At 33.8% G+C, this 26995-nt stretch carries 27 protein-coding genes, 1 pseudogene and 1 riboswitch; of the genes and pseudogenes, 17 read left to right on the top strand and 11 right to left on the bottom strand.

The genetic code is table 11. The annotated features are described in order from the left end of the window. The first annotated feature begins 43 nt into the window (after positions 1-43). From ABVM53_RS14455 to ABVM53_RS14420, 8 genes are all read left to right on the top strand, one after another. Positions 44-2110 (top strand): hypothetical protein, encoded by a 2067-nt coding sequence (locus ABVM53_RS14455; RefSeq protein WP_405327445.1) that lies wholly within the window; start codon positions 44-46, stop codon positions 2108-2110. Positions 2111-2216: 106 nt separating this feature from the next. Continuing rightward, complete coding sequence (locus tag ABVM53_RS14450) at positions 2217-3779, top strand: protein adenylyltransferase SelO (RefSeq protein ID WP_405327442.1); 1563 nt, start codon at positions 2217-2219, stop codon at positions 3777-3779. Continuing rightward, positions 3779-4045 carry a peptide methionine sulfoxide reductase gene (locus ABVM53_RS14445; protein WP_405327440.1) on the top strand — a complete coding sequence of 89 codons (267 nt, stop codon included), beginning with the start codon at positions 3779-3781 and terminating at the stop codon, positions 4043-4045. Before ABVM53_RS14450 ends, ABVM53_RS14445 begins: the two co-directional genes overlap by 1 nt. A gap of 2 nt (positions 4046-4047) precedes the next feature. After that, a complete protein-coding gene (locus ABVM53_RS14440) occupies positions 4048-4536 on the top strand; it encodes a peptide-methionine (S)-S-oxide reductase (RefSeq protein ID WP_405327437.1) in 489 nt (162 codons plus the stop codon). A gap of 94 nt (positions 4537-4630) precedes the next feature. Further along, positions 4631-5527: a LysR substrate-binding domain-containing protein gene (locus tag ABVM53_RS14435; protein WP_405327435.1), complete on the top strand. Its 897-nt coding sequence runs from the start codon at positions 4631-4633 to the stop codon at positions 5525-5527. Positions 5528-5611: 84 nt separating this feature from the next. Beyond that, complete coding sequence (locus ABVM53_RS14430) at positions 5612-6556, top strand: YeiH family protein (RefSeq protein WP_405327433.1); 945 nt, start codon at positions 5612-5614, stop codon at positions 6554-6556. A 111-nt stretch (positions 6557-6667) separates the two neighbouring features. Next, complete coding sequence (locus ABVM53_RS14425; protein ID WP_405327430.1) at positions 6668-7204, top strand: hypothetical protein; 537 nt, start codon at positions 6668-6670, stop codon at positions 7202-7204. Positions 7205-7298: 94 nt separating this feature from the next. Next, positions 7299-8225, top strand: coding sequence for an EamA family transporter (locus ABVM53_RS14420; protein WP_405327428.1), 927 nt, complete (start codon positions 7299-7301; stop codon positions 8223-8225). 21 nt (positions 8226-8246) lie between these two features. Here the strand turns inward: ABVM53_RS14420 and ABVM53_RS14415 are convergent. Then, positions 8247-9142 (bottom strand): annotated as a pseudogene (locus ABVM53_RS14415) (EamA family transporter). Positions 9143-9307: 165 nt separating this feature from the next. Here ABVM53_RS14415 and ABVM53_RS14410 point away from each other — a divergent pair. Beyond that, complete coding sequence (locus ABVM53_RS14410; protein ID WP_128756973.1) at positions 9308-9499, top strand: cold-shock protein; 192 nt, start codon at positions 9308-9310, stop codon at positions 9497-9499. Between the two features lie 64 nt (positions 9500-9563). Here the strand turns inward: ABVM53_RS14410 and ABVM53_RS14405 are convergent, their stop codons facing one another. Together ABVM53_RS14405 and ABVM53_RS14400 are read right to left on the bottom strand one after the other, a co-directional pair. Then, the gene (locus tag ABVM53_RS14405; protein ID WP_405327426.1) at positions 9564-10205 is read right to left on the bottom strand and encodes a thiamine phosphate synthase; all 642 of its coding nucleotides are present in this window, start codon (positions 10203-10205) and stop codon (positions 9564-9566) included. Positions 10206-10378: 173 nt separating this feature from the next. Then, the gene (locus tag ABVM53_RS14400; protein ID WP_405327423.1) at positions 10379-10939 is read right to left on the bottom strand and encodes a DUF4494 domain-containing protein; all 561 of its coding nucleotides are present in this window, start codon (positions 10937-10939) and stop codon (positions 10379-10381) included. Between the two features lie 266 nt (positions 10940-11205). On the opposite strand from ABVM53_RS14400, the gene ABVM53_RS14395 reads away from it, so the two are divergent. After that, the gene (locus tag ABVM53_RS14395; protein WP_405327421.1) at positions 11206-11805 is read left to right on the top strand and encodes a DUF6642 family protein; all 600 of its coding nucleotides are present in this window, start codon (positions 11206-11208) and stop codon (positions 11803-11805) included. Positions 11806-11831: 26 nt separating this feature from the next. Here the strand turns inward: ABVM53_RS14395 and ABVM53_RS14390 are convergent, their stop codons facing one another. Next, positions 11832-13145, bottom strand: a complete 1314-nt coding sequence (locus tag ABVM53_RS14390; RefSeq protein WP_405327419.1) for a Na+/H+ antiporter NhaC family protein — start codon at positions 13143-13145, stop codon at positions 11832-11834. 49 nt (positions 13146-13194) lie between these two features. Then, a riboswitch (SAM-I-IV-variant riboswitch) is annotated at positions 13195-13292 on the bottom strand. 157 nt (positions 13293-13449) lie between these two features. Between ABVM53_RS14390 and ABVM53_RS14385 the strand changes: the two genes are divergently transcribed. The 4 genes from ABVM53_RS14385 (at position 13450) to ABVM53_RS14370 (ending at position 19135) form a co-directional block, all read left to right on the top strand. After that, a complete protein-coding gene (locus ABVM53_RS14385) occupies positions 13450-13920 on the top strand; it encodes a nucleoside deaminase (RefSeq protein ID WP_405327417.1) in 471 nt (156 codons plus the stop codon). Between the two features lie 1012 nt (positions 13921-14932). Then, entirely contained in the window at positions 14933-17014 is a 2082-nt protein-coding gene (locus ABVM53_RS14380) for an ATP-dependent nuclease (protein WP_405327414.1), read from the top strand. Then, positions 17002-18903, top strand: coding sequence for a UvrD-helicase domain-containing protein (locus ABVM53_RS14375; protein ID WP_405327412.1), 1902 nt, complete (start codon positions 17002-17004; stop codon positions 18901-18903). Before ABVM53_RS14380 ends, ABVM53_RS14375 begins: the two co-directional genes overlap by 13 nt. 13 nt (positions 18904-18916) lie before the next feature. Next, complete coding sequence (locus ABVM53_RS14370) at positions 18917-19135, top strand: hypothetical protein (protein WP_405327409.1); 219 nt, start codon at positions 18917-18919, stop codon at positions 19133-19135. A 1057-nt stretch (positions 19136-20192) separates the two neighbouring features. On the opposite strand, the gene ABVM53_RS14365 is transcribed toward ABVM53_RS14370, so the two are convergent. From ABVM53_RS14365 to ABVM53_RS14355, 3 genes are read right to left on the bottom strand one after another with little or no spacing between them, the layout of a single operon-like run. Then, positions 20193-20741, bottom strand: a complete 549-nt coding sequence (locus ABVM53_RS14365) for a DUF4251 domain-containing protein (protein WP_405327406.1) — start codon at positions 20739-20741, stop codon at positions 20193-20195. A 29-nt stretch (positions 20742-20770) separates the two neighbouring features. Then, positions 20771-21634: a formate/nitrite transporter family protein gene (locus ABVM53_RS14360; RefSeq protein WP_405327403.1), complete on the bottom strand. Its 864-nt coding sequence runs from the start codon at positions 21632-21634 to the stop codon at positions 20771-20773. Then, the gene (locus tag ABVM53_RS14355; protein WP_405327400.1) at positions 21616-22071 is read right to left on the bottom strand and encodes a nucleoside deaminase; all 456 of its coding nucleotides are present in this window, start codon (positions 22069-22071) and stop codon (positions 21616-21618) included. Before ABVM53_RS14355 ends, ABVM53_RS14360 begins: the two co-directional genes overlap by 19 nt. A 320-nt stretch (positions 22072-22391) precedes the next feature. Here ABVM53_RS14355 and ABVM53_RS14350 point away from each other — a divergent pair, with 320 nt between their 5' ends. From ABVM53_RS14350 to ABVM53_RS14340, 3 genes are all read left to right on the top strand, one after another. Then, positions 22392-23351 carry a TerC family protein gene (locus ABVM53_RS14350; RefSeq protein ID WP_405327398.1) on the top strand — a complete coding sequence of 320 codons (960 nt, stop codon included), beginning with the start codon at positions 22392-22394 and terminating at the stop codon, positions 23349-23351. 115 nt (positions 23352-23466) lie between these two features. After that, entirely contained in the window at positions 23467-23769 is a 303-nt protein-coding gene (gene hpf, locus ABVM53_RS14345) for a ribosome hibernation-promoting factor, HPF/YfiA family (protein WP_405327395.1), read from the top strand. A gap of 11 nt (positions 23770-23780) precedes the next feature. Next, positions 23781-24263, top strand: coding sequence for an arsenate reductase family protein (locus ABVM53_RS14340; RefSeq protein WP_405327392.1), 483 nt, complete (start codon positions 23781-23783; stop codon positions 24261-24263). 52 nt (positions 24264-24315) lie between these two features. On the opposite strand, the gene ABVM53_RS14335 is transcribed toward ABVM53_RS14340, so the two are convergent. The 4 genes from ABVM53_RS14335 to ABVM53_RS14320 all read right to left on the bottom strand — a co-directional run bounded on the left by ABVM53_RS14335 (position 24316) and on the right by ABVM53_RS14320 (position 26993). After that, the gene (locus tag ABVM53_RS14335; RefSeq protein WP_405327390.1) at positions 24316-24921 is read right to left on the bottom strand and encodes a nitroreductase family protein; all 606 of its coding nucleotides are present in this window, start codon (positions 24919-24921) and stop codon (positions 24316-24318) included. 80 nt (positions 24922-25001) lie between these two features. Next, positions 25002-25253 carry an acyl carrier protein gene (locus tag ABVM53_RS14330; protein ID WP_371456535.1) on the bottom strand — a complete coding sequence of 84 codons (252 nt, stop codon included), beginning with the start codon at positions 25251-25253 and terminating at the stop codon, positions 25002-25004. A gap of 28 nt (positions 25254-25281) precedes the next feature. Next, complete coding sequence (locus ABVM53_RS14325; protein WP_405327387.1) at positions 25282-26550, bottom strand: beta-ketoacyl-[acyl-carrier-protein] synthase family protein; 1269 nt, start codon at positions 26548-26550, stop codon at positions 25282-25284. Then, positions 26550-26993 (bottom strand): 3-hydroxyacyl-ACP dehydratase FabZ family protein, encoded by a 444-nt coding sequence (locus ABVM53_RS14320; protein ID WP_405327384.1) that lies wholly within the window; start codon positions 26991-26993, stop codon positions 26550-26552. The genes ABVM53_RS14325 and ABVM53_RS14320 overlap by 1 nt, the downstream gene beginning before the upstream one ends. Positions 26994-26995: the final 2 nt, after the last annotated feature.

The raw sequence follows: 26995 nt of genomic DNA, 5'->3' as shown, positions 1-26995 counted from the left end.
TTTTTGATTTATACTTGTTATTATTTAATAGCCTATAGCTCTAATGACAAAATTATCACTACTGTTTAGATTATTGATAGTGTGTACACTAGTAACACTCTTCTCATGCTCAAAAGATGATGAACTTTCTACTGAAGAATCCTTTTATGATGATGCGATAACTGATGCTTCCGCAGAGTTATTAATTGGAACTTGGGCATTTTACAGTGGTACTTATAAAGGCCAAAATGTACAATTACCAGTAAATTATTTAAAATGTGGAAGGGATTATTTTCAATTTAATGAAAATGGGAAATATGTAGATATTCTGTACCAAGATAGCGCTTGCAATACATTGCGTAGCGAAGCAAATTGGTCATTAAGACAAGGTGTCGTGACATTATCAGATGTACAGTCTACGGAAGAATTTGTAATTACAAAATTAAATGAGACTGTTCTGGAACTTAAAATAGAGGTAGATGTGGATGAAGATGGCAGTTTAGATACTGTTTATCTACAGGCAAGACGGTATGAGCCTAAGGAAATAGACAAATGGTCGACTAGTTTTAAAGCAAATCAAGATGCTCTTAATAGCGGAGAGATTATGCTGGAATGGTCTGGTTATGATGGACTAGCAGACTTTAAAAATTATGAGGTATATAGAAGTACATCGTGTTCAAAGACAAATGCTGAACTGATTTTATCAAGCCATCTAAAAACAGAGACTACTTTTTCTGATACCACGCTAAATGAACCTGTAGAGTCTGTATGCTATTATTTAAAAATTTATACATCAAATGGAATTTTAGGAGAAAGCGAACTCGTGAGTATATATACTAATCAGTTAGGTATTGCAGCGATTAATCAATTGGCTCCCTCTGTAGGCACTAATTCCATTACACTCAATTGGGAACCGTATAAAGGAAGTTTTTTTGATTATTATGAAATAAGCGTAAGCAATATGGATCCCGGAATAACCGGGTATGGAGAACATCATTTTGTGATAGGTAGAGTTGATGATATAAATACAAAAACATTTACTGATAATAATCCACCCTATTTTTCTAATCCAGTTTACACTGTTAAAGCATACACTATTTTTAACACAACAACCCAATATAGAAGTATCGCAAGTGAGGTGAAAGTTAATTTTAAAAGAGAAAATATTTTGGATGTGGAGCGGGTATTTAAATACTCGGTAGACACAAATAATGATTTTATCTATATCTACGGTGTAGATTCTGGAAGCTACGATTATAATTTAATGATATATGATTTGCAATCCGGAACTCCTTTAGCAATTGCCAGCAAACAGATTAATTCTAGTAATTCTAGCTTATTACGCATTGTAAAATCTGATAATGGTAATGAAGTTCTTGCGGTTTCTGGAGGGGAAATATTAGTTTATGATTCTAATGATTTACATTATAAATACAGTTTAAGCACAGGTGTAAATTTTTTGATAGAAGATGTTATCCACTTTAAGGAAGACGTATGGATGGTTTTAAGCAATTCTAAAATCTATAGCTTTAAACGTGACAATCAAAAATTCACTTTGATAGATTCTAAAAACCATTTTACAACTTCACAAAGTTTTAATGGGTACAGAATGGTTGCTGTAAATGAATGGGATATTCTAATTGGTCACTCAAAAGAAGCTCAAAGTGTATTACTCAACGTGAACTCTTTAGGACAATTCATATCGCAACCACAGCTAAAGCCTATTGCGTTTGTAGCTAATATTACCAGTACTCCCATATACAACTCGATAACAAACGAACTACTTAATACTGCCACAAAACGTATATATTCGACAAAAACGTATACACAAATAGAATCTTATAACAAACCTTACACCGCTACGGGATTGAGCAACAATGCGAATTTAATTTTAGGATTTAATACCGAAATTACAAGCAGTTATCAAGATGAAGCTGAGTTTACTAAGCAAGCAGTTATATTTAATAGAAATTCTAAGACTGTTACTCTTAAAGAACTCAATGGGTTTCCTGTTCATCTTTTTATGAGTAAGTCTGGAGATATCTATTCAATTTCAAGTGGTTTGAGACATACAAATCTTCAGGATAGTTACGGAAGAAAAAGTTTTTTTGTTGAGAAAATCCGTCTCTAGTTTATTGCGAACTCCACGGTTTATATGATAGGTTTATAAAAATTACTCGACAAATTGTACATAGCGCTTTATGTCTAATTTTCTGACACTTTCTAAAACTGATCCTATGAATTTTACTATAAATAATTTATTTACAGATAATCTTGAAGCAGACCCTATTCTTGAAAATTCACGTAGACAGGTTACACAAGGGTACTATTCTTTTGTAACTCCAAAAAAAACTAAGCAGCCGCAACTGCTGCACGTTTCTGATGAAATGTTAGAGGAGCTTGGCATTTCGAGAGAGGAAGCTCAATCTGAAAAATTTTTAAGATTATTTAGCGGAAATTCAGTTTTAGAAAATACAGCTCCCTATGCAATGGTCTATGGCGGACATCAGTTTGGAAATTGGGCTGGTCAATTAGGTGATGGTAGAGCGATCAATTTATTTGAAATAGATCACAACGACAAGCATTGGGCTCTACAGCTTAAAGGAGCCGGGGAAACTCCATATTCTCGTACAGCAGACGGTCTTGCTGTATTACGCTCTTCGATACGGGAGTATTTAATGAGTGAAGCTATGTATCACTTAGGTGTGCCTACAACTCGTGCATTATCGCTTTTGTTAACAGGCGATCAGGTGCTTAGAGATGTTATGTATGATGGAAATGCGGAGTATGAACAAGGAGCGGTTGTTTGCCGCGTAGCAGAATCTTTTTTGCGCTTTGGAAATTTTCAAATTCTAACTGCTCGTGATGATAAAGCGGGCTTAAAAAAGTTAGTAGATTTTACACTAAAGAATTTCTACAAAGAGTTGGGGTCTCCATCAAAGGAAACCTATTTAGCATTTTTCAAAGAGGTAACAGATCGCACATTAGATATGATAATTCATTGGCAGCGTGTGGGCTTTGTTCACGGCGTGATGAATACAGATAATATGTCGATTTTAGGACTTACAATCGATTATGGACCTTATGGATGGTTAGAAGGCTTTGAGTGGGGATGGACGCCCAATACCACCGATAGACAACACAAACGGTATCGTTTCGGAAATCAACCTAATATAGGATTATGGAATTTGTATCAACTCGCAAATGCGCTATTTCCGCTTATTGAAGAGGCAGATGGTCTGGAAGAAATTTTAGATAGCTATAAAACTAATTATGCCGTGAAATCCCTTAATATGATGGCATCAAAACTAGGGTTAGATCATGCTACCGATGCTGATTTAAAATTAATAGCCGATTTTGAAAATTGCCTTCAGCTTTCAGAAACAGATATGACTATTATTTTCAGAAAATTATCCAATTTCAAAAAGGACAATTCTATAGATGGAATAAATCTTATACGGGATGCGTTTTATATTCCTGAAGAAATTAATGCCGAAAAACAAGCTCAATGGGAGCAATGGTTTAGAGATTACTCACATCGCTTACAAGCAGATTCTCGCAGTGATGAAGCCCGACAGCAAGCAATGAATTCTGTTAACCCAAAATATGTCTTACGCAATTATATGGCGCAATTAGCTATAGATGATGCAGAAAAGGGTAATTATAAGCTTATCGACACATTTTACAATATGCTTAAAAAACCCTATGAAGATCAGCCTGAATACGAGGAGTGGTTTGCTAAACGTCCAGACTGGGCACGGGATAAGGTAGGTTGCTCTATGCTTTCTTGTAGTTCTTAATGAATCTGCTCAACTACATAAATTTGATAAAGCAAGGTTTTTCAGAAGTTGTATATGAGGGTAAGCGTTACAGTGTTACTCGAACCGATTTTAACCAAGGGAAGAGTATTAAGATTTATGCTGAAGAACTAGGCGGAAACGACTTTATCAGTTTAAATTATTACCTCACATCAACGGCAGAACTTCTCAAACCTTGTGAAATGCCTGAAGATAAAGTGATTCATTTTTTGCAGAATTTTAAACTATTAGCCCATAAATCAGTTTAAATATGCTTACTAAAATTGCATTTGGAGGAGGTTGTCACTGGTGTACAGAAGCCGTTTTTCAAGCACTTAAGGGCGTTATAAAAGTAGAGCAGGGGTATGTTGCATCAACCGGAATCAATTCAGATCTATCTGAAGCTGTAATCGTACACTATAATACCGAAATTATTCCATTAAGCGTTCTTATAGAAATTCACTTATTAACCCATAAGAGCACATCAAATCATAGTTTTAGATCAAAGTACAGATCTGCAGTGTATTTCATCAATTCGAGTGATGAAAGATTGGCGCTGGAAATACTAGAAAACCTGCAAAATGATTTTGATAAACCTATAATCACTCAGGTATTAGCATTCAAATTATTTGTTGCCTCTCGGGAATCTTTACATAATTACTATGCTAAAAACCCCGACAGGCCTTTCTGTAAACGCTATATAAACCCCAAATTAAATCTTCTAAGAAACCGCTACGCTCATTGTATTGAGGAAGTTTAAAAATATACTTCACAATATTTCTCTTAACTTAATTATACAAATACATCTTAGAATCTGTACATCAAGTTGATATTCTGTATTACTTTTGTTTATAATGTTAGACTATAAACTTCACGTATTTTTAATAGTTGCTACCAGACTTAGTTTTTCTAAGGCTGCAGACGAATTGCATATTACACAGCCAGCAATTACCAGACATATAAAGCATCTTGAAGACCACTTTAATCAGCGTTTATTTGATCGTAAAGGAAATAGTATTTCTCTCACGACAGCTGGTGAACTACTCTTAAAACATGTAAAGGAGCTCTTTCATTTTCATAAAGAAATGCAGTTTAATATGAATGCATTAATAGATAAAACAGAAGGCGTTTTGTCTATCGCTGCAAGCACAACAATTGCACAGTATATCTTACCAGAAATTCTAGCCAAATTTCATAAACAATTTCCCGGGGTAAAGGTTGAATTGTTTAGTGCAAACACCGAAGTTATTGAACATCAAATTTTAAACGAAGAGGCACAAATAGGTTTTATCGAAGGTCAAGCTAAAAACCGCGAACTTTCTTATCATCCTTTTATGAATGATGAGATTGTGCTGGTAATTGCAAAAGGCCATCCTTTATATGAAGAGGTATCGATAACATTAGAGCATCTTAAAAAGCTTACGCTTGTGCTGCGTGAAAAAGGATCAGGTACGTTAGAGTTTATTATAAATGCGCTGAAGAAAACTCAGATTGATGTTAATGACCTACAAGTTGACATGCACTTAGGAAGCTCAGAGAGTATAAAGTCCTATTTAAAAGCCAAAGAGAGTGTTGCATTTTTAAGTATAAACACAGTAAGTAACGAGCTAAAATCTGGTGACTTGCGTATTCTTGATATAGAAAACTTCACCATAAAAAGAACCTTTAACTATATAGCCAAGCAAGGCTACAAAAATGAATTAGCGCAAGTATTTTTTAATTTCATAACGCATCATTATAACATTATGTAATAATAGATGCCAATTTATCATTTGACTTAGCGTGCTTTGCCCTGTACTTTTGTTCTATAATAAAATAGAATAAATACAGTTTAAATGAATTACGCAGACCGCATTATTGAAAATAGATATTTCAGCTATATTATATATGGTCTTTTAATAATAGTTTGTTTAACCACCAGGGTCAATGCTCCCTTAGCCTTGTTATTAGGATTAGTCATTGCCCAACTTGTTAAAAATCCACTTGAAGAGCTTAGTCAAAAAATAATACAAGTCTTGTTGAAATGTGCTGTGGTGGGTTTAGGCTTTGGAATGAATTTACAAAATGCTCTTGAAGTCGGAAAACAAGGTTTTAATTTGACCATTTTCTCTATCACATCCACGCTATTTCTAGGTATTGTAGCCGGCAAGTATTTAGAAATTGATAAAAAAATATCCCAACTCATCGCCAGTGGTACAGCAATCTGTGGTGGAAGTGCAATAGCTACTATCTCTCCAATCATACGGGCAAATCCTAAACAAATTTCGGTAGGTCTTGGTATTGTATTTATGCTTAATTCGATAGCCTTATTTGTATTTCCTGCATTGGGACATTTATTTCAGATGACGCAACATCAATTTGGTATGTGGTGCGCAATAGCCATTCACGATACGAGTTCGGTTATAGGTGCTGCAAATGTGTACGGTAATGAAGCTTTACAAGTTGCGACAACAGTAAAACTAGCTCGTGCATTGTGGATTATCCCGGTTTCTATATTTTTTGTACTCTTTTCTAAGGGAAGTTCGCGTAGTATAAACATTCCTTATTTTATCCTGTTTTTTATCCTTGCAATAGTGGCAAGTACCTATTTAAATCCGGTGCAAGTTGCAGCTCCGTATATAGTTTCCGCATCAAAAATTTCGCTCACGTTAGTATTATTTCTAATAGGAAGTACTCTAAATTTTAAGTTACTCAAAGATGTAGGGATGAAGCCTATACTGTTAGGCATAGGTCTATGGATATTTATTGCTATGAGTTCGTTACTGGTAATAATGAATTAAATGTAACTCGTCACACGTCTTATTTGATGTTAAATTAAAGCCTATTAACAAGCTATAAAAACTGAAATTCATAATTATGCGTAGATAATATAAACCCTTATTTATTCAGTAATGAAAATTTTTAAACCTCTAATAGTTCTTACAATAGCTGCGCTCTTTCTACAATGTGATGCGCTTGATGATCTTACAAAATTTGATCTGGATTATGAAAGCAGCGTAACAATACCATCAAACTCGTTAGTGAATTTGCCGTTTACCATTGAAACTCCGGCAATGCAGACTAATTCAGAATCTGTATTTGAATCAAACAATACCAATAAAGATTTGATTGAAGACATCAGCTTAAAGAGCATGCGTCTTACAATTACAACCCCGGCAGATAAGACGTTTAGCTTTTTAGAGTCAATTGAAATATTTATTTCAGCAGAAGGAGTTGATGAGATATCACTGGCGGTATTAAACCCTGTGGCGGCAAATGCCACCGGTGTTATTAATCTCGATACAACCAATGCAGATCTAAAAGAATACATTAAAAAAGACAGTTTTAATTTGCGTATTCAAAGTGTAACTGACGAAGTTATCGATGAAGATGTTCAAATAGATATTTTAAGTGTATTTGCCGTAGATGCTAAGATTTTAGGTATTTAATAGTGGCTTATTTATACTAATAATTTAATTATTTAGGCAATAGTCTAATATTGTCGGTTTTTTAGCTATTACAACCTAAATCTAATTTGCTCTGATGTTACAAAAAAAACCTACTCTTATCCTTCTCGCTTTTTTTGCAATTTATGTGTTTTGGGGTTCTACCTATTTATGGAATAAAATGGCGGTTACCGAGTTGCCTCCCTTTATGTTAGGTGGTTTTCGATTTTGTACTGCCGGACTTATAATATTTGGTATTGCAGCCTCTTTAGGTCATTCCTTACGCATTTCAAAAAAGCAGTTGGGTAATTCTATATTGGCCGGTATTTTATTTTTATCTGTAGGTAATGGTGTTTTTGTGTGGGCATTAAAATATATAGATAGTGGTTTTGGTGCTTTAATTGCCTCGATGTATCCGCTATTTATCATTTTAATAATGATGGTAATTCAGAAGAGAAAATTAAAAAAAATGACCATTGCTGGAGTCGTTTTAGGATTAATAGGTATGTTATTACTTATAACCCAACGTCGCTTGAGTATAGAGCCTAATTTCTGGTTGGGTGTGGGACTGGCTTTAACTGCAATTCTGAGCTGGAGCTCAGGGAGTTTGTTTGTGGCAAAAGTGGAAACTCCAAAGAATCATTTTGTTTCCACAGCGTATCAAATGACTGCAGCGGGGTTAGTTCTTATCATTGCAAGCGCTTCACTAGGCGAGGAGTGGAGTAGCCCGTTAAACTGGACGAGTCGTACTCAAATTGCACTTGCTTGTCTTATTCTCTTCGGAAGTATTGCAGCATTTTCAGCTTTCAATTATTTACTTAAAAATGTGGATACAGAAAAAGTGTCAACATCTGCTTACGTAAATCCCATTATAGCTATGTTTTTAGGTTGGTATTTTTTACAGGAGACCGTCACAACCCAATCTGTGGTTGCTGCCGCAATACTATTAACAGGTGTCTATTTTATAAATGCCGGAAAAAGTAAAGGTGACAAGGAAGCAGAAATGCTGGTAGCTGAAGAGTAATCTTAAATACTTTTCTGGTTTCTACGAATATAATATTAAGAACACACCAATAAGAATTCCTGTTAGCGGAACCAGTTTTTTACGTTTGTTTTTCTCTTTAAATAGAATTCCTCCCAGTACGACAGCAATGATAAGCTGACTTCGTTTAATTGCTGAAAGCAGCATAATCAAGGCTTCAGGATCCTGTAGCGCTTTAAAATAAAAGTAATCTGCAGTTTGAAGTAATACACCCACGGCAATAATTGACCACCTAAATGTAAAAGTCGTTTTTCAGCTTTCGGAAACCAGGTAATTAAAAGAATTGTTAGTAGAATCAATATGGTGTACCAGCAAAACCAAAATTGCAAAGTCTGTGGATTTAAGACTAGGCTTTGCACAAGAAATTTATCATATAAACCGCTAGATGCTCCCAAGAAAGTTGCAATCACTATGGCTAAAATCCATTTGTTTCTTTTAAATATAATTCCTTCGCGTTTTCCAATTTTCGAATATAGTATCACCGAAAAAATGATAACAAAAAATCCCAGCCACTGTAATAAATTGGGCTGCTCCTGATAAATTAATAAAGCACCTATAAATGTAAAAAACGGACCAGCAGAGCGTATGGGCGTGACAATTGTTATGGGCAAATGCTTTAGGGCTTCATAGGCCAGAATCCACGAGGTGGCCATTATCGCAGCTTTAATAATTATAAACCCGTGTACGCTCCAGGGAATTTCAGTTATATAAAAACCCAACTCTTTAGTTGATTCTGGCCAATATACAGAACCTATATAGAAAGGGAGTAAAAGTGTAAATCCAGAACATAAAGTACCTAATAAAACAGGAAGAACTGCATTTTCTCGTACAGCATGTTTTTTACATAAGTTGTGCAAACCAAGAAAGAGGGCCGCTAGTAGGCCTAAATACATCCACATTTCGCGAATATAGGTTTTTACAATCTGTGTTTAAAACCCCCAAAAGCAGTTAATAAATAAAAAAACTAATTAAAAGGCTAATTCTTAGTGATTGGCATCTTTTAAACGTAATTTTGGCACCATAGTTGAATACTATAGAGTAATTATTAAACATTAAATATTATTATGAATAACGGAACAGTAAAATTTTTCAACGAGACCAAAGGATTTGGATTTATTACAGAAGAAGGTGTTGAAAAAGACCACTTTGTTCACATTTCTGGATTAGTTGACGAAGTTCGTGAAGGCGACAAAGTTGAATTCGATCTTAAAGAAGGTAACAAAGGATTAAATGCAGTAAACGTACGCGTGATCTAATACATACATTTAAGTAAGAAATAAACGCCCATCAATTTTTTGATGGGCGTTTTTGTTTTTATAACTAGAAAGTGTGTCGCTGCTCGTCTGTAGCAGATGCTCCCAGTAATTGATTGTAAATTTTAATTCGGTTGAAATCTGCTGTAATCTCATCTGAAAGAATAACTCCCGAAACTCCAGCCTTCAAAATATCTTTAACAACTGTCTCTTGAATTCCTACCGATCCCAATACCGGTGTCTGTGTATCTAAAGCTTCAGTAATTAATTGATAGCCCATTTTACCGAGACTCTTTGGCTCTTCAGTTTTATCTGCTGTTTCAAAAGGAGTAAGATTTATATAATCGATGTTTGCTTCAATTAACTGTTCACACTCTAGCAAATTTGTGGCTTTAGCACCGATAATCTGCCAGGTGTAGATATGATTTCTAGCAGTTTGCAATACATCTTTTTCTATAAATTCAAAAAACACGCCGTCTGCTTTAACTTCTCTGGCAACTTCATAATTATCAGTTAGAATTAGCCGGGTTTGATAATGTGCCGTAAGTGCTCTCACGTCTTGCACCAATTTTAAATATTGCTTTTCCGAAGAACTATCAAAATCTAACTGTACTAGCTCAATACCCGATGTGCACGCTTTCTGAATATGTTCCAGTTGTTCTTCAGGCGTATTTCCTTGTGATTTATAATGGAGTTTAGGTATGATCATCTTATAAATATTAAAGCTTTAGTATTTGTAAATATACAGTTGTGTTTTATAGAAAGAACGAGAAGTAAACAAAGAATATTTTAACTTCATATAAGTCCTAAAAAACAAAGTCCCGGAAAACCGGGACTTTGTTTTAAAATATAAATCAACTCATGACTTGACCGTGTTTTACGTTATTCGGCTTCTACGGTAAGCGAATCAGCCATTGCCAACTCTTCATTTTCATCGTTGTACGTAGGAATAGATTCCTTTAAGCGCGTAAACTCTTCAAGACGTTCAGATTCATCTTCATCACCTGAGAAATATGGAAATACATCTACAATAGGAGATTCAGAAACAGCAGGAATTGTAAATTCTCCCATAGTATCCTTCATAGTAGTCAGCGTATTTTCATAAGCCTCTTTTACATCATTTGCCTGTACCAGCAAATACATATTCGTTTTACGCTCTTTACCACTTTCTTCGTCAAATGCGATTAATGATATTTTTGATTTAAACCAGCGATCACTATTTTCAAAAGGATGAATCTCTGCGAAGTTTGCTACTTTAATATTAGTGATTTTAATTTCTTCACCTTCCATTAGATACGCAGCCATTTCTTCAGTAATACGGCTTTCTGCTTCGGTATAAGAAATTGCATCTACAAGAAAAGGTTCTGTTTTCACCTTTTGCGTGCCTGACGCTTCATCAAATTTTCTATATTTTACCTTACATTCATACCAAGTTGCACTCATAATTTTCAATTTTAGAAATTCAAAAATAGGATTTAGCCTATAGCAAATACTTCAAAAAAAGAGATAGATATTCACAATCTGAAAAGCCATTTTTTATTCAGCTAGGTGGTAGCGAATTACCACGGATTCTGATTTTAATTTACCACCTGTAACAATCAAAAAGCTTCACCACCGCCTAGAAGTATTTTAAGATACCTATTTGTAATGCTTGGGTGAAAAAGACGGCTTATTTATATATTTGCGAGCAATCGCATAAAATTATAAATGTGTTAGAAAACCGACGGCAATTACCCCAAGAACACGACTTAGATCCTGATAAATTTATTTATTGTTTAGAAGGCGTCTCTGATGTAGAATCAAATCAAGTTACACAAGCACAGAAAAGCCTTAAAGAGCTTGCACTGCAATTCGGTATAGCAAGTATCTATCAAACTTGCGATACCATTGAAGGTTTGGAGGCGAGTTTAAACACACTGGTTTTAGACGATCATTATTTTAAAGAATACGAAATTATTTACCTGGTGATGACCGGGGAAGCTAATAGTATTTGTTTAAATAATTATTACTACAGTTTTCAAGAAATAGCAGAGCTATTTGAAGGAAAGTTGCGTGGAAAAATTGTTCATTTTTCTAATGCTAAGGTGCTGGATCTGGATGAAGAAGAAGCACAATATTTTCTGGATATAACTAACGCAAGAGCAGTTTCCGGCTATGGAAATAGTGTTGATGGGTTAAGCAGCTCCAACCTAGATAAACTATTTTTTAACCTGTTTAACGAGGATGATGATATTTTTGAAGTAGTAGAAAAATTACATCAAAAACAGTATGCCGCTTGCAAAATGTTGGATTTTAGAATGTATTACTAAAGCTTCGACTAATATAGGATATCAATTTAACTGCGTTGTGATTTTGCGCTACGGAATGGTTTCAGTAAAATAAAAAGTAACGTATATAGCAGTAATAAAAGTAAATACCAGGTATTTGCCATTAAATCCAGATAATTAAGCGTTCCTTTTGCAAAACTCAATATCATTAATACCTGCGCTCCGTAGGGCAAGAGACCTTGTATAATACAGGCAAAAATATCGAGAATAGAAGCTGTTTTTTTGTTATCTAAGTGGTACTCGTCATTAATAGTTTTTGCGATAGGACCGGCAATAATGATAGACACCGTATTGTTTGCAATCGCCATATTTATCGAACTCACCAAAGCAGCAATCCCCAGTTGTGCCGTTTTTTTGTTTTTAATAAGCTTCTTAATAGTTACCAGAATAAATTCGATGCCGCCATTACTTGCTACTAAAGCAGCAAGACCTCCAGTAAGAAGTGAAAGCAAGAATATTTCGGTCATATTAGTAAAACCTTCGTAAGCGATTTTAGTAGACTCTATAAGTGTAAAATCTCCATAACCTATACCTAGAACTCCTGCGGCAATAACGCCTAGAAATAGGGTTATAAAGACATTAAGACCTACTATCGAAAGCGCAATTACTAGAATATAAGGTAGAATTTTAATCACGTCATAATTATAATCGGTAGTGTTTGCTGCTGCTCCGGTAAGATCAATTCCCTGATAGATTAAAATTGCAAGCGTCCCTACAGCAGCCGGAACCGCAATTTTTATATTCTGCTTAAATTTATCACTCATTTTAGTTCCCAGAGATTGTGTGGCTGCTATAGTAGTGTCTGATATAACCGATAAGTTATCCCCAAACATACTACCACCCAGCAATGCGCCCGAAAGTATAGCGAGCTCCGCATCACTGCTGGCTGCAAAACCTACCACAATAGGAGCGAGGGCAACAATAGCGCCTACAGAAGTTCCTGTAGAAACCGAAAGAAAGCCGGCAATCACAAAAATACCTACGTAGATATACTCAATCGCAATATAATCGAGTCCCATATTTACAATAGCATCTACACTACCCGTAGCATTTGTAATTGCAGCAAAAGCACCAGCGAGTAAATAAATTAAACACATCGTCAAAATTTTATCGTCTCCGCAGCCTTTTAGTAAGATGTCAATCTTTTCATTTATAGATTGTCTAAATAGTATAAATGCCACAACAATGCCTACAATAACGGCGATAGGAGCGGGAAGTGCATAGAAATCATTTTGATAAATACCTACACCAAGAAAGGTAAATACAAATACAAATAGAGGAATTAGTGCTGAGAATTTTGGGATAATCTTGAGTTCTGCCATTTTACAATTTTGTACTCAAAAAGGAAATAGCAAAAATTACATAGACTTATGCGTTAACATTTTTTCCAAGTAATTGGCTTATCTATTTTAGCACCTTGCTTGTTATTGCAGGTTGCTATCTCCCTTATGAGATTCTGGATAATTAATTTAAGGCGGCAAAAGTAATACGGGAAAATTGAATAAAAGTATATTAAAAGTTAAAATTTAGTTTTCTACAGTAAACGTGAAATATTGGGAAGACTAGGAGGGAAGTGATTAGATCTAAAAATACAATTGCGCGTATATTTGCCTAAAACGAGATTAAATGAGCAATGAAGATTTTATGCTAGAAGCTGTGAATGCAGCTCTACGCGGAATGCAAAATAATGAAGGTGGTCCCTTTGGTTGTGTGATTGTTAAAGACGGAAAAATTATAGGTAAAGGAAATAATAAAGTAACTTCTACAAATGATCCTACCGCACATGCAGAAGTTACTGCTATACGTGACGCATGTAAAAATTTGAATTCGTTCCAACTGGATGGCTGTACAATTTATACTTCCTGCGAACCTTGTCCAATGTGCCTGGGTGCGATCTACTGGGCGAGACCTGAAAAAGTGTACTACGGAAGCAGCCAAAAAGACGCAGCTAACATAGGTTTTGACGATGCCTTTATTTACGAGGAAATACCATTACCTTACGAAAAACGCAGCATCCCATTTGAACAATTAGCTCCGGAGGTTGCTATAAAACCATTTCAGGAATGGACGAAGAAAGAAGATAAAACGGAGTATTGATATTTGGGGTTAGTTATTAATCCTGAAAAGACTTAGTTCAAATAACTAAAAAATTAGTTTTAATAGAAGTTTAATTTTCAATATTAATTTCAAGTCTTAATCCTTTTAAAATATTGCGCTGGCAAAACGGCCTCAGAAAATTTTGGTCAAGACAATAGGTAAATGAGCGTGCATATTTTAGAGGGTTAGCAATTTATTTTTTAAGAACAGGATTTTAAAGTATGTTTAAAGGAGCCTTAGAACGTAACAATTTTTCTAAAATATAGCGATTAAGCCGTAATTGTTTCCAAAAGTTAATGTAGTCTTGATTTTTAATTTTTTTACTCTTGTGGGAACCTTCACGAGAATGTCGTAGAAAAGAATATTTCAGGATTATTATCAAATACGCGAATTTTGAAGCAATCTAGTAGATCAGCTTTTTTGGCGGTGACTATGTAATTGGAAAATTAAGTATAGTAAAAACCAAAGAGTCGAAATGCTTAATGACCCAAACACTCAATTTATAGTGTGATTAAGATTTAAATGACGTTTTTTTCAATAAAGAATTACAGTTATAATATAACTCTAAATGCCGTAAATTGGCTTTTACATAATTGCTGAATATATAGAACACCTGGCGGTATAGCTATATCTGCATTTATGTAAAATACTACGTATACACCAATTTACTATAATATAATTTGAACTATAATGTTCTGCGTTATGTCATTTTGGTTTGGTGAAAAAGCAAAGTTCTAACCAAGCTTCATTATTTTTTTTCTTCTCAAATGTTTTTTTAAAAATGTAATGGAATACTCTTTGCCCGAAGCGACGATAGAAGTGAAGTGGGAATGTGTATGGAATGGGAATATTCTTTCTGGTTTTTAATTAATTACGGAATGCCGTAAATAGTTAATTGTTAATTTTTTCTATATTTGAGAGACAGCTTTTTGAGTTATAAATTATCCCTAAACACTATCTTAAACTAATACTGTTTTATAGTTCTTGTACTATAAGACACAACTATTTATATATGAAAATTAAGAAGATTAAAATTGAAAATTACAGACTTTTAAAACGGTTTTCGATTGATTTAGAAGAAATAATGTCTTTAGTGATTGGAAAAAACAATACAGGAAAGACTTCACTATTAACGGTTATAAATAGCTTTTTAAATGGTTCCGATAAGAGCAGGTTTTCATTTGATGATTTCAATATCGATTTTAAAAATGAATTAAGAGCCTTAATTGAAGGCGATATACCCCAACAAGAGGATTATAAATCAGTCGGTATAAAGCTTAAACTACTTATCGAATATAATGAAGATGATAACTTAGCTAACCTTAGTAGAGTTATGATGGACTTAGACCCTGAAAACAAGTTTATTGTTTTAGGTTTTGAATATCATTTAGCATATGAGTCATTGGAGAGAATTAAGCAAAAGTATGCTGAATTTCAAGCTAATGAAATTGCTAAACTTGGTAAGGACGAAAACTATAGACAGAGAGATATATTTTATTTTTTAAAGGTATATCAAGGAGAGTTCTTTAAATCTAGTCGAAAATCCATAGAGTACAATAGAATTGATGAAATTGAAAATGATGATAATTTTATTGATTTAGACCTAGAGAAAATATCTACTAAAGATATTATAAGCTTTAAATTTATTAGTGCTAAGAGAAGTGTTACGAATAAGGAGAATGATAAAACACTTTCAGGTCAAACATCAGAAATTTATAATGAAACGGAGAAAACAGATGAGCAAAATGAGAAAATAGAGCAATTTAAAGAAGAATTAATATCTACGGATTATGCTCTATCAGAAATTTATGAAACTCTATTTGAAGATGTTGTTGAAAAAGTTCGATTATTTGGAGGAATAAAAAGTGATGATTCTACAATTAAAATAGAATCATCTTTACAGCACAGGGAATTGTTATCGGGAAATACAACCGTTATGTACAAACATAATGACACAACTTTACCTGAATATAATAATGGTTTGGGATATATGAACCTGATTAGTATGATATTTCAAATTGAAATATTAATACAAGAATTTAAAAAGAGTAAAGATGAAAAGCCTGCTGATATAAACTTGTTATTTATTGAAGAGCCTGAAGCACATACGCATCCTCAAATGCAGTACGTTTTTATTAAAAATATTAAGTCTTTACTTGACCAAGGAATAGTTAGAGAAGATGGCGATAATAGAAAATTGCAAACAGTAATAACAACTCATTCCTCACACATAGTTTCTGAAAGTAATTTTGATGATGTAAAGTATCTTAAAAAAGAGGATGAAAATAATGTAATTGCAAAAAACCTAATTGACCTTAAAAATGAGTACGAAATTGATTCACCACAGTATCAATTTTTGAAACAATATTTAACAATAAGCAGAGCTGAAATATTCTTCGCTGACAAAGCGATTTTAATTGAAGGAGATACGGAAAGAATATTGATTCCTACATTAATGAAAAAACTAGATAAAGATGAAGAAAGGCGTTTTATAGCTTTGGGACAGAAAGACCCAGAACTTCCTTTATCGTCTCAAAACATATCTATAATAGAGGTTGGAGCATACTCACAGATTTTTGAAAAATTCATTGAATTCATTGGGATTAAATCTTTAATAATAACTGATTTAGATACAGTTGGTGATGATGCAAAAAAGTGTAGAGTTGCTGTAGGAACTAACTATTCTAATGATGCGTTAAAACTATTTTTTAATAACGCTACTCTAAATCAGTTAAAAGGATTTACGATTGATGATAAAAAAATATCAAAAAATGAAGAAACTTGGCAATCTGATAGTCACGGTAATCTTTGTGTGGTTTATCAAACAGAAGAAAATGATGTAACAGCGAGAAGCTTTGAAGATGCATTTATTCAAATCAATAGAGAATTTATTACAGGAAAGAAAGATGATTTTAGAGGATTAAAGAATAGAGATTTTTTTGATGTTGAAGCTAATGATTCTTACAAATTAGCAGAGGAATGTGTTAGAAAGAAAACACATTTTGCGTTAGATATTTTATTCCATACAGACGAAGAATTTACTAATTGGGTAATTCCTCTATATATTAAAGAAGGATTGTTATGGTTGAAGTAGTAGAAATAAATATGGAAGAGCTAGATGAGTTTCAACAGATTATGAGCCATATTGGAAATGGCAATAACTTCTTATTGAGCGGTGGAGCTGGTAGTGGGAAAACATATACTTTAGTTCAAGTTATCAAAAAATGTATTGAAGACTTTCCTACTTCAAAAGTTGCTTGTATGACATATACGAATGCAGCCGTAAAAGAAATTGAAGAAAGAGTAAATCATAAAAACTTAAATGTTACTACAATACACGATTTCTTATGGGATAATATAAAACATTTTCAAAAAGAACTAAAACAAAGTCTGATTGTTTTGGCTAATGATGATTTAATTACCAAAATTAATATTTCAAGTATTAATCCAGTTCCTAATGACTTTTTTGATGATTTAGAAAAAGGAATTCAATATAAAGAGTATTTACGTTTACAAGAAGGTATAATATCACACGATGAATTATTGATATTGGCTAATCACTTATTTAAAACATACCCAAAACTAAATGACATACTTAAAGATAGATTTAAGTTCATTTTTGTAGATGAATATCAGGATACTAGCAAATTGGTTATAGAGATTTTTTTAGAGTATTTTGAGTTAAGTGATAAGAAAAATATCGTTGGTTTTTTTGGAGATGCGATGCAATGTATTTACGATAACACAGTTGGAAATTTGGATGAATATAAAGGAGAAAATGATAATAAAGTTCGAGAAGTTCAAAAACAGCAAAATAGAAGAAATCCAAAACTAGTTATTGATTTGGCTAATAGACTAAGAACAGATGGCTTGGTGCAAACTGAATCAAATGATAAAAATGCTCCAAATATGAATGAAGAAGGTGCCTTAAAGGCTGGAGAAATTCGATTTTTATACTCTGATAATGAAAACATTCAAGCGGTAAAAGAACATCTTGGTTGGGATTTTAGTGATTCAAAAAATACAAAAGAACTTAATTTAACTCATAATCTAATAGCAGATAAAGCTGGAATTAGAAAGTTAATGAATATCTATAATAGTGATGGTGTATTAAAATACAAAAATCGAGTTCGCAAATACATTAAAGATAATGGAATTGATGAAGATTTCTCTGCTATGACTTTTGGAGAAGTTTCAGATTTTTTAGTAGATGTAAACCCTACAAATAGTATGCAGCGGTTTATTGATGATAATCCAGAATTATATAATTTCGCTAGGAATCAAAATTGGGATATTTTCTCAAAGATATATATAGATAAAGACCAATTACTTGATGATAAGAAACAAAGTGAAGATGATGAAAACAAAAAAGGTTCAAAAAGAGATGCTTTAATTAGACATTTGTTTAAAATAGAAACTAATATTTTTCTCTATTCTAACAAACGCTATAATGAATTTTTAAGAGCTACAGATTATAGATTTAGCATTCAAAGAATAGAAGACAAAAGAGTTTTAAAAGCAAGTATCGAATCATTAATTAATGTTGGTCAAAAAACTATTGAAGAAGTAATAAATGAAGCTAATGAAAATGGTGTTTGTTTAATTGATGATAAATTAGAAAGGTTTAAAATTGATAAGGAGTATCTATTTAACAGAGTTAAAAATGTAAAATATGAGGAGTTCCAAAAATTATTTATTTACTTAGAAGGTTTTACTCCTTTTTCAACTCAACATAAAACTAAAGGAGCGGAGTTTGATAATGTATTAGTGATACTAGATAATGGAGGATGGAATAATTATAATTTTAAAAACCTCTTTTTAGTTGCAGGTTCTGAATCTGTACTAGAAAGAACTCAAAAACTATTCTACGTTTGTTGTACAAGGTCTAAAGAAAAATTAGCTATCTATTTCAACTCTCCAAACGATACCGTAATAACGAAAGCTAAAGAATGGTTTGGAGAAGAAAATGTAATTCCAGTATAGAAAATCCTATAATATGAATGAGAAAAATAGAATAGAGATTTTTATTAAAGCAGAACTCAAAAATTTTGATTTAGAATTAATAAAAAAACCTGATGGGAGGGAAGGAGTTGATTTTTTAATTGGAGATAATCTAATATATCTACAGCCTATGAATTTGGATACTACACAAAGGAGTATTAAAATATCTAAAGAAGCTCTAGGTGAATTAAAAGATGATTTATTTGTTGTCTGAGTATTGGTTATAGATAATGAGCCAAGAGGCTTTCATATTATTCCATCAACGGATTTAACAAAGTCAGAAAATAATATTTTTATAGAAAATGAAGTAAGTTTAATACCCAGCTTATCTAAATGGGAGATTAAAGTATCTAGTCATACAATTCCAGAATTAGCCAAGTACTCAATTGAAAATATGTTTGACAAACTAAAACCTTAGTTTTATAATATTATGTAAAATAGAACTAGTGCGTTTTTACCCAGATGAAGCGTCGGCAAAATGGCCTCAGAAAACTTTGGTCAAAACAATAGGTGAATGAGCGTACATATTTTAGAGGTCTAGTAATACATATTATTGATAGTTTCTATGTTTAAGGCTAGTTCAAAGCAATCTTAATCTGTTCCAATGTTTTCTAAAATATAGCGATTGAGCCGTACATTGTTTCCAAAGTTTTGTGCAGCCTTGATTATTTTGTTTCTTTTTTCATCAAGGAAAAAAGATAATAATAAACTATTAATAATCACGATTTGAAATTTTAGTTCTAAATGTTCTTAAACAGCTCAAATCAAAAAAGGTTAAATAATAGCACAATTAGAGCAAGTGTACAGAAATTATCTCGCAGAGTAATTTTGTACTCTTGCGGAAAGCTTTACGAGAATGTCGTAGAAAAGAATATTTCAGGATTATAATCAAATACGCGAATTTTGAAGCAATCTAAAAGTTTTTTTTTTTTTGGCGGTGACTAATGTAATTGGAAAATTAAGTATAGCAAAAATCAAATAGTCGAAATGCTTAATGACCCAAACACTCATTTTATTATTTGTTTAAGAATTTTGAAACATTCTTCACAATAAAAAGTTATAATCTATGAATTATAAGGTCGTAAAACGGCTGTTACATAAATGCTGACGATATAGACCTAAAGGCACTATATCTGCATTTATGTAAAATAGAACAGAAAAAGTTCTATTCCCCGTTCTACTCATATATTATATTTGTACTATAATTTACATTATGTAAAATAGCAATTATAGAAGCACTCTGGCTTCTTCATTTATTACCTAATAAAAACTTATTCTTGATTTTCTAAATCCAACTTCTCTATGCGGCCACGGTAATGAATATTTGAGCGTTGTGAACTCTGTACAGAATAATCTGCGTGTAAACTCGGACTAATATTTAGTATGAAGTCATAATTTTCATTTCCCTGAGTATCTCTCGCGGAAAATGTAATTACATACATTCCTTTTTTTGTATCGATTTTATAATCTTTATAGAGTCCGTTTACCGTAATACCGGTTTCTCTCGAATTGTAACTGCCACCCATACGACGCTCTCCAAAATATGGTAAACTGGCGTGAATGCTATCACCTTTAATTCGTAAGAAATTAGAATTGCCTATAAGATTAATTTGGGACGCACTGTTTCCGGGACCCAAAATATTACTGTTTAAAACTGCACTTACAGCAACGGTATTCATAGGCATTGCCGTAGTTGCTTCAAGTGAATATTGCTTAGCGTCAATCCATTGATTGAGTGATTCATTAGACATAACATCAACTCTAGAGCTTGCGCAACTCAGGATTAAAAGACTTGTTATAAGTGTATAAATTGTTTTCATACTATAAAATTTTAGTAGCGCTCTTGCGCTTATCCAACATTATTTACAAAGGCTCTGTATTTTAGTAACGCCACAAAAAACGCACCACCTATTGCATTACCAGCTAAAGCCACAGCTTCTACACTTAAAAAGGTACCTAAACTCACCTCGGGTCCGCTAATAAATGCTGCAAAAACTTCGATGTTACCTATAATGCTATGATGCAAACCGGCAAATGCCATTGTCGCTGTAATTAAAAATATAATAATAATTCGGCTTACCGTATCTTTTGAAGAAGTTACTAACCAGGATAGTAAACCCATCATCCATCCTGCTAATATTGCACTCACCAGAATTACCGGAAGACTAAAACCAGCAACATGCTCTCCTATTTTTACGATTGTTTTGGTATCAAATATTCCCAGTTGAGGACCTATCCACACAAGTACAAATGCAATTAAACATCCTCCCAGAAGATTACCAAAAATAACCAGACCCCATAAACGCAATAAGCTAAAAATACTGTGTTGTCTGTTTAATACCGGTAAGGTTAATAAGGAGGTTTGCTCTGTAAATAAAATAGATTGTCCCAGTACAACCAGAATGAATCCTAAAGGATAGACTAGCGCTATAATTTTAAAAAGACTCTCTACTGCTAGACTATCTGAATAGTAAAAAAATACGCTACATAATAACATGTAACTAAAGCCTATTTCTAAACCAGCAGTCAACGAGCTCATAATTATACTGCTAGTACTCAGTGTATAAATCTTTTGCCCTTCACAGATCTGCTCTTTTAGAATTTCGCCGTGGCTTTTTGCCTGTGAATCTTCCGATTTTTCAGACTTTTCCAGTTCTTCGTCTATATTTTTTTGTTTGTCCTCTTCTTCTTCAATCATAATGTTCTTTTCCATACTGCAACTGCTTCGGCTTGCAATAATTGTTTTAGGTTAAATTCGTTGTATCGTTTTTCAGTAGTACTTGAATAAAATAAATCACTATAAATATATCCTGCCTTCTTAGCATCTTCCGCAGACGCACCAAAATAAATTACAGATAGCGATGCCCATCGTGTTGCTCCTAAACACATTAAACATGGTTCGCAGCTTGTATACAAAATACAATCTTCAAGCGATTTACTACCTAGCTTTTTGCAGGCTTCTAGAATTACAGCTATTTCAGCGTGCTGCGTACAATCTTGGGTTAAACCCACTTGATTATAACCTTCAGCGATTACTTCGCCATCTTTTACTACAACTGCTCCAAAGGCTCCGCCTCCATCGATTTCTTGTCCTTTCTGTGCCCACTGTATCGCTTTGCGCATAAAGTGCTTGTGAGAAGTGTCGTTCATAAAACTGCGAACTCATTAATTAGTAAATCGATTTGGAATTTGGAAATATAAGTCATATCCCAGAAATAGAATTTGGCTATAAGAAAACCTTAGCGTTATATACGCTTATTATCTAAAAATGGATCATAAAATGACAGCGCGTGTTTTACGATAATTAATTTTCAATCGCATTTTATTTAACAGCAATTTAGAAGATGCATATTCTTAAGGCTTATAATCTATAGTATATTTGCGCTATTGGTGTGTATTACACTTGATAAACTAATCGACATCTATAAAGGTTTGAATCTGTTAGTCTTGATCATTTTAATCTATTAACTATGCTTATCTGGGGTATTTTTATCGTCTTTATTCTTATCTGTTTAGCACTTGACCTGGGTGTCTTTAATAAAGAAGATCATGTTATAAAAAGTAAAGAAGCGGGAATCTGGACAGCTGTTTGGTTTAGTATTGCAATGGCCTTTAGCGGAATTATTTATTGGCTCTTTAATGCGGAATTAATAGAAAACCCAACAAATATTTCTGCAAATACAGCAGTTTTAAAATACATAACCGGTTATCTAATCGAGTTATCGCTGAGTATAGATAATGTATTTGTAATCGCGGTAATCTTTTCCTCTTTTGCTATACCTGCAAAGTTTCAGCATCGCGTATTATTCTGGGGAATTTTAGGTGCGATAATTTTTAGAGCGTTAATGATCGTTTTTGGTGTAGCGCTTATCAATAAATTTGAATGGATTATTTATGTTTTTGGTGCTTTCTTATTATTTACAGCATATAAAATGCTTAAGTCTGAAGATGACTATATTCCGCAGGAATCAACCGTATATAAATTTGTAAAAAAGTTATTTCCTATTACGAATACTATAGAAGGACACGCTTTTTTTCTTGTAGAAAATGGAAGAAAAGCAGCCACTCCCCTTTTTCTTGCACTTATCGTAATTGAATTAACAGATATTCTATTTGCTTTAGATAGTATACCTGCTATCCTGGCAATTACAGCAGATCCTTTTATTGTGTTTAGTTCTAATATTCTCGCTATACTGGGTTTACGATCTATGTATTTTCTAATTTCCAGAATGCTTCAGAAATTTAGATATATAAATTATAGCCTTGTGGTTATATTAGCGTTTGTGGGTCTAAAGATGATCTTCTCGCATATGATTGAAGTTCCCGAGTGGCTATCACTTGCGGTTATTATTCTAGCTCTGGCAGGAGGTATTATTGCTTCGGTTTATATAAAAGATTCTTCAACTTCAGATATTGATCCTCAGCCCTAAAAATTGAACATAAACTTTAAGTTTAATTAACGCTATGATGTCAAAGAAAGCCTAAAGTATGTGGTATGCTGTTTTGCTTTACGTAATTTTAGGAAACAATTAAAATAAGAAGATTATGAATTATAACTTTGAGTATCACGATGTAGCTGCCAGTGAGGCATTAGAAGATTTTACAAAAGAACAATTAGACAAATTAGTTCATAAATACGATTTTATCGTACGTGCAGATATTTTCTTCAAAACTGAAAATACATCTAGTGACGAAACCGGTAAAAGTGCAGGAATACGTTTGAGTGCACCGGGTCCTCGTTTGTACGCAAATCATAGTTCAAAGAGTTTTCACGAGTCTGTTAAGGAAGTAGTGCGCGAACTTAACATTCAACTGAAGAAACGTAAGGAAAAGATGAAGTCTCATTAATAAAAGATACTATGAAATCTATTGCAAGAAATGATAACCAGATAACCTTGATTTATAGTAGTACGAGCCGCGTTGGTGAGCGTACCTATGCTCATATATCTGCAGTTAAAGATAAAGAGTTACATACTATTGATGTGGCTAAAAACCCGTTGACGGGTACTCAATGGGCTGAGCTTGCTGAAGAACTTAATAAGCCAATGCGCGAATTATTGAGTTTTGATGAAGTGAGTGATGATGACGAAATTAAAAATGGCGACTTTGATGAGAATGATTATGTAAATATTCTCAAGAACAGACCAGAGTTATTTGCTCATCCGGTAATTATTCATCAAGATGTGATGAAGCAAATTACTAACCCAACGCAGGCACAAGAATTTCTAGGTGTTGATAGCGCCGGACTGGATAAGAAGATGATGCACGAAGAGCCTACGATATCAAGTACTACTAAAAATGAACGTTTTATTGACAAACCGGAAACGGGTGATCATAACTAAAAAGAAAGGCTAGTTTTTACTAGCCTTTTTTTATTTCTATTTCTAACGTAGATTAATCTTCAGTCTTATTCTCAAAATTTCCATTAAAAGCAAATTGATCTACTTTATAGCGGATACGTTTTTCTTCGAGTTCGTCCGCTCTCAAATCTTCAGGAAGAGTATTGGGATCGCCGCCATATCTACCTAAAGCCACAGCGGTAGCCACATCAAATTCTGATGTAAAACCAAATTCTGTATGTGCTTTTTCAGGATCTAGACCACCCATTTGATGCGCTCCTATTCCCTTATGATTGGCTTGGATTACCACATTCCCCATAAACAACCCTAAGTCGTGCATGGCGTGTCTGTAATGCTCGCCCTCATTATTTGTATTCTTATAGGCCGTTAATAATAAAGCCTGAGCATTTTTTGCCCAGTCTTGATTAAATTCTACAAGACATGAAAGAATTCTATCAAAGACAGGATCTCCTTTTATTCCATAAATAATACGCCAAGGTTGCTGATTAAAAGAGCTCGATGCCCAGCGACCTGCTTCTAGAAGTTGTTTAACTTCAGAAACGCTAAGCGGGACATCATCAAATGCACGCGGACTCCAGCGTGATTTGATTTCATCCATAATTTCATAATCGGTAGGTGTAATTTTTGTAATCTCTTTCATAGCTTATTTTTTTTGAAAGAAGTTAATGGTAAAGTACCATATAGGCTAAGTTTAACGCTTCTTAACGCAGATGAAATCGCCTATTTATTTTCAGATTTTTGCTCGATTAGCGCTATAGACGCGGCTACCGTTTCCATTTTATCAAGCTCATCATCTTCTATAGTAATATCAAAAGCATCTTCTACATCAAGCACGATATCGACTAGATGGGTGGAGTTAATATTTAAGTCATTTACAAGATGACTATCTTTTGCAATGCTTGCAGCATCGACATCTTCGGGTAAGTAAGGTTTTATTATTTCTGTAAGTTTTGCGTAAATCTCTTGATTCATATGGGTTATTTTTTTCGCCTTTGCGAAATTATATTTTTTTAAAAATAAGACAACAGTTAACATCCCCAAAACCAAAACTTGCTTTTGCCAGAATATTAAATTCCAGATTCATTCGGCTTCTTGGAATACGATTTTCTGAAACTACTTTAAGTATTTCAGGGTTAATCTGTTGTAAATTAATATTCGGAAATAAAAACTGATGTTTTAACTGCAATACCGAAGCAACACATTCTATACTTCCCGATGCAGCCAGGCAATGACCCGTCATCCCCTTTAACGAATTTATATAAGGAAACTCTTGACCACTTCTGTCTAGTGCCTCACTCCAATTTTTAATTTCAAGATCATCTTTTGATGTTGCTGTAAGGTGGCCATTAATTACATCTACTTCTTCCGCGGTGATTTGGGCGTCTTTTACGGCGTCAGTTATACAGCGCTTGACAGCAATAGGATTAGGTGCAGTCATCGAACCTTCTTGACGTTGGCCGCCACTATTACTCGTACCACCTATAATTTCTGCATATATTTTTGCTCCTCGTTTTTGAGCACTTTCTAATGTTTCTAAAACTAACGCTCCTGCTCCACTTCCCGGTACAAAGCCGCTGGCATCTGCAGCCATTGGGCGTGATGCTTGTGTAGGGTTTGCATTGTATTTTGAAGGTAATATGCGTAGCGCATCAAAACCACACCAAACATATGGACCGCCGTCACTTGTACTTCCGGCGAGCATACGGGTTGCTTTTCCATTTTTTATACGCTCGTAGGCAAGCAAAATTGCTTCGGTACCGGTTGAGCAGGCAGACGAGTTTGAAGTTACTAAGTTGCCTAAGCCCAGCATACCACCCAGATAGGCACTTACACCGCTACTCATCGTTTGTTGTACGCTTGTGCTGCCTAAACGTCTCGTATTGCCCTCATCAACTTTATATATACTCTCCCGATATTTATCTACGCCGAGAGTACCTACGCCAAAAATGGTCCCACTATCAAAATCACAGTTCTCTTCGTCGATTTTTAAACCTGCATCTGTCCAGGCTTCCATACCTGCTGCAACACCATATAAAATACCTGCTGCATTAAAATTGCGTAATTGTAATGGGGTAAAATATTTTGCTTTTACAGCTTCAGAAATCAAAGGCATCCCTCCTATTTGACAAGAAAAATTCAGTTTCTCCAGTTCACTATAAAAACGAATTCCACTTTTTCCACTTTCGATAGCCTCTTTAAAGGCAGGAACACCTACACCATTAGGAGAACATACTCCCAATCCTGTGACTACAACTCTTGTATTTTGCATTAACTGGGTTTTAATATTCCTGAAAATATTCCGCTACAAACTAACTCTCCGGCTTGATTAAACATCTTAACTTTTGCCTTTAACTTATGAAACCTAAAGTACTCTAATTCAGACTGAACACTTACTTTTTCATTTGGAAATACAGGCTTAAAAAACTGCGCATTATTTTCTGTCATTGCTACGGAAGCATTGTTTTTAAGATCGATATTTTTTTCTCTAAGAAGATATATTCCCAGACTTACCAGACCTATTTGCATCATACATTCTAGTAAAATCACACCGGGTGTTACCGGGAAATTTTCAAAATGTCCTCGGTAAAAATCTGCCGTATCTACAAAGGTGTAATCTCCTTTAATATGTTTATCTGAAACTTCGTTAATCGTATCTACAAATAGAAACGGCTGGGTATATGGCAGCTTATCAAATATTTCTTGATGTGTCACAA

This window comes from Leeuwenhoekiella sp. LLG6367-2.1, assembly GCF_045055775.1.
GTDB classification, from domain to species: Bacteria; Bacteroidota; Bacteroidia; order Flavobacteriales; family Flavobacteriaceae; genus Leeuwenhoekiella; species Leeuwenhoekiella aequorea.
This window is presented reverse-complemented; position numbering and strand designations above follow the sequence as displayed.

What these genes read in the sequence shown, in the direction of transcription:
- ABVM53_RS14455 (WP_405327445.1), top strand. Translation starts at nt 44, where the DNA reads ATGACAAAATTATCACTACTGTTTAGATTATTGATAGTGTGTACACTA.
- ABVM53_RS14450 (WP_405327442.1), top strand. Translation starts at nt 2,217, where the DNA reads ATGAATTTTACTATAAATAATTTATTTACAGATAATCTTGAAGCAGAC.
- ABVM53_RS14445 (WP_405327440.1), top strand. Translation starts at nt 3,779, where the DNA reads ATGAATCTGCTCAACTACATAAATTTGATAAAGCAAGGTTTTTCAGAA.
- ABVM53_RS14440 (WP_405327437.1), top strand. Translation starts at nt 4,048, where the DNA reads ATGCTTACTAAAATTGCATTTGGAGGAGGTTGTCACTGGTGTACAGAA.
- ABVM53_RS14435 (WP_405327435.1), top strand. Translation starts at nt 4,631, where the DNA reads ATGTTAGACTATAAACTTCACGTATTTTTAATAGTTGCTACCAGACTT.
- ABVM53_RS14430 (WP_405327433.1), top strand. Translation starts at nt 5,612, where the DNA reads ATGAATTACGCAGACCGCATTATTGAAAATAGATATTTCAGCTATATT.
- ABVM53_RS14425 (WP_405327430.1), top strand. Translation starts at nt 6,668, where the DNA reads ATGAAAATTTTTAAACCTCTAATAGTTCTTACAATAGCTGCGCTCTTT.
- ABVM53_RS14420 (WP_405327428.1), top strand. Translation starts at nt 7,299, where the DNA reads ATGTTACAAAAAAAACCTACTCTTATCCTTCTCGCTTTTTTTGCAATT.
- ABVM53_RS14410 (WP_128756973.1), top strand. Translation starts at nt 9,308, where the DNA reads ATGAATAACGGAACAGTAAAATTTTTCAACGAGACCAAAGGATTTGGA.
- ABVM53_RS14405 (WP_405327426.1), bottom strand. Translation starts at nt 10,205, where the DNA reads ATGATCATACCTAAACTCCATTATAAATCACAAGGAAATACGCCTGAA.
- ABVM53_RS14400 (WP_405327423.1), bottom strand. Translation starts at nt 10,939, where the DNA reads ATGAGTGCAACTTGGTATGAATGTAAGGTAAAATATAGAAAATTTGAT.
- ABVM53_RS14390 (WP_405327419.1), bottom strand. Translation starts at nt 13,145, where the DNA reads ATGGCAGAACTCAAGATTATCCCAAAATTCTCAGCACTAATTCCTCTA.
- ABVM53_RS14385 (WP_405327417.1), top strand. Translation starts at nt 13,450, where the DNA reads ATGAGCAATGAAGATTTTATGCTAGAAGCTGTGAATGCAGCTCTACGC.
- ABVM53_RS14380 (WP_405327414.1), top strand. Translation starts at nt 14,933, where the DNA reads ATGAAAATTAAGAAGATTAAAATTGAAAATTACAGACTTTTAAAACGG.
- ABVM53_RS14375 (WP_405327412.1), top strand. Translation starts at nt 17,002, where the DNA reads ATGGTTGAAGTAGTAGAAATAAATATGGAAGAGCTAGATGAGTTTCAA.
- ABVM53_RS14370 (WP_405327409.1), top strand. Translation starts at nt 18,917, where the DNA reads ATGAATGAGAAAAATAGAATAGAGATTTTTATTAAAGCAGAACTCAAA.
- ABVM53_RS14365 (WP_405327406.1), bottom strand. Translation starts at nt 20,741, where the DNA reads ATGAAAACAATTTATACACTTATAACAAGTCTTTTAATCCTGAGTTGC.
- ABVM53_RS14360 (WP_405327403.1), bottom strand. Translation starts at nt 21,634, where the DNA reads ATGGAAAAGAACATTATGATTGAAGAAGAAGAGGACAAACAAAAAAAT.
- ABVM53_RS14355 (WP_405327400.1), bottom strand. Translation starts at nt 22,071, where the DNA reads ATGAACGACACTTCTCACAAGCACTTTATGCGCAAAGCGATACAGTGG.
- ABVM53_RS14350 (WP_405327398.1), top strand. Translation starts at nt 22,392, where the DNA reads ATGCTTATCTGGGGTATTTTTATCGTCTTTATTCTTATCTGTTTAGCA.
- hpf (WP_405327395.1), top strand. Translation starts at nt 23,467, where the DNA reads ATGAATTATAACTTTGAGTATCACGATGTAGCTGCCAGTGAGGCATTA.
- ABVM53_RS14340 (WP_405327392.1), top strand. Translation starts at nt 23,781, where the DNA reads ATGAAATCTATTGCAAGAAATGATAACCAGATAACCTTGATTTATAGT.
- ABVM53_RS14335 (WP_405327390.1), bottom strand. Translation starts at nt 24,921, where the DNA reads ATGAAAGAGATTACAAAAATTACACCTACCGATTATGAAATTATGGAT.
- ABVM53_RS14330 (WP_371456535.1), bottom strand. Translation starts at nt 25,253, where the DNA reads ATGAATCAAGAGATTTACGCAAAACTTACAGAAATAATAAAACCTTAC.
- ABVM53_RS14325 (WP_405327387.1), bottom strand. Translation starts at nt 26,550, where the DNA reads ATGCAAAATACAAGAGTTGTAGTCACAGGATTGGGAGTATGTTCTCCT.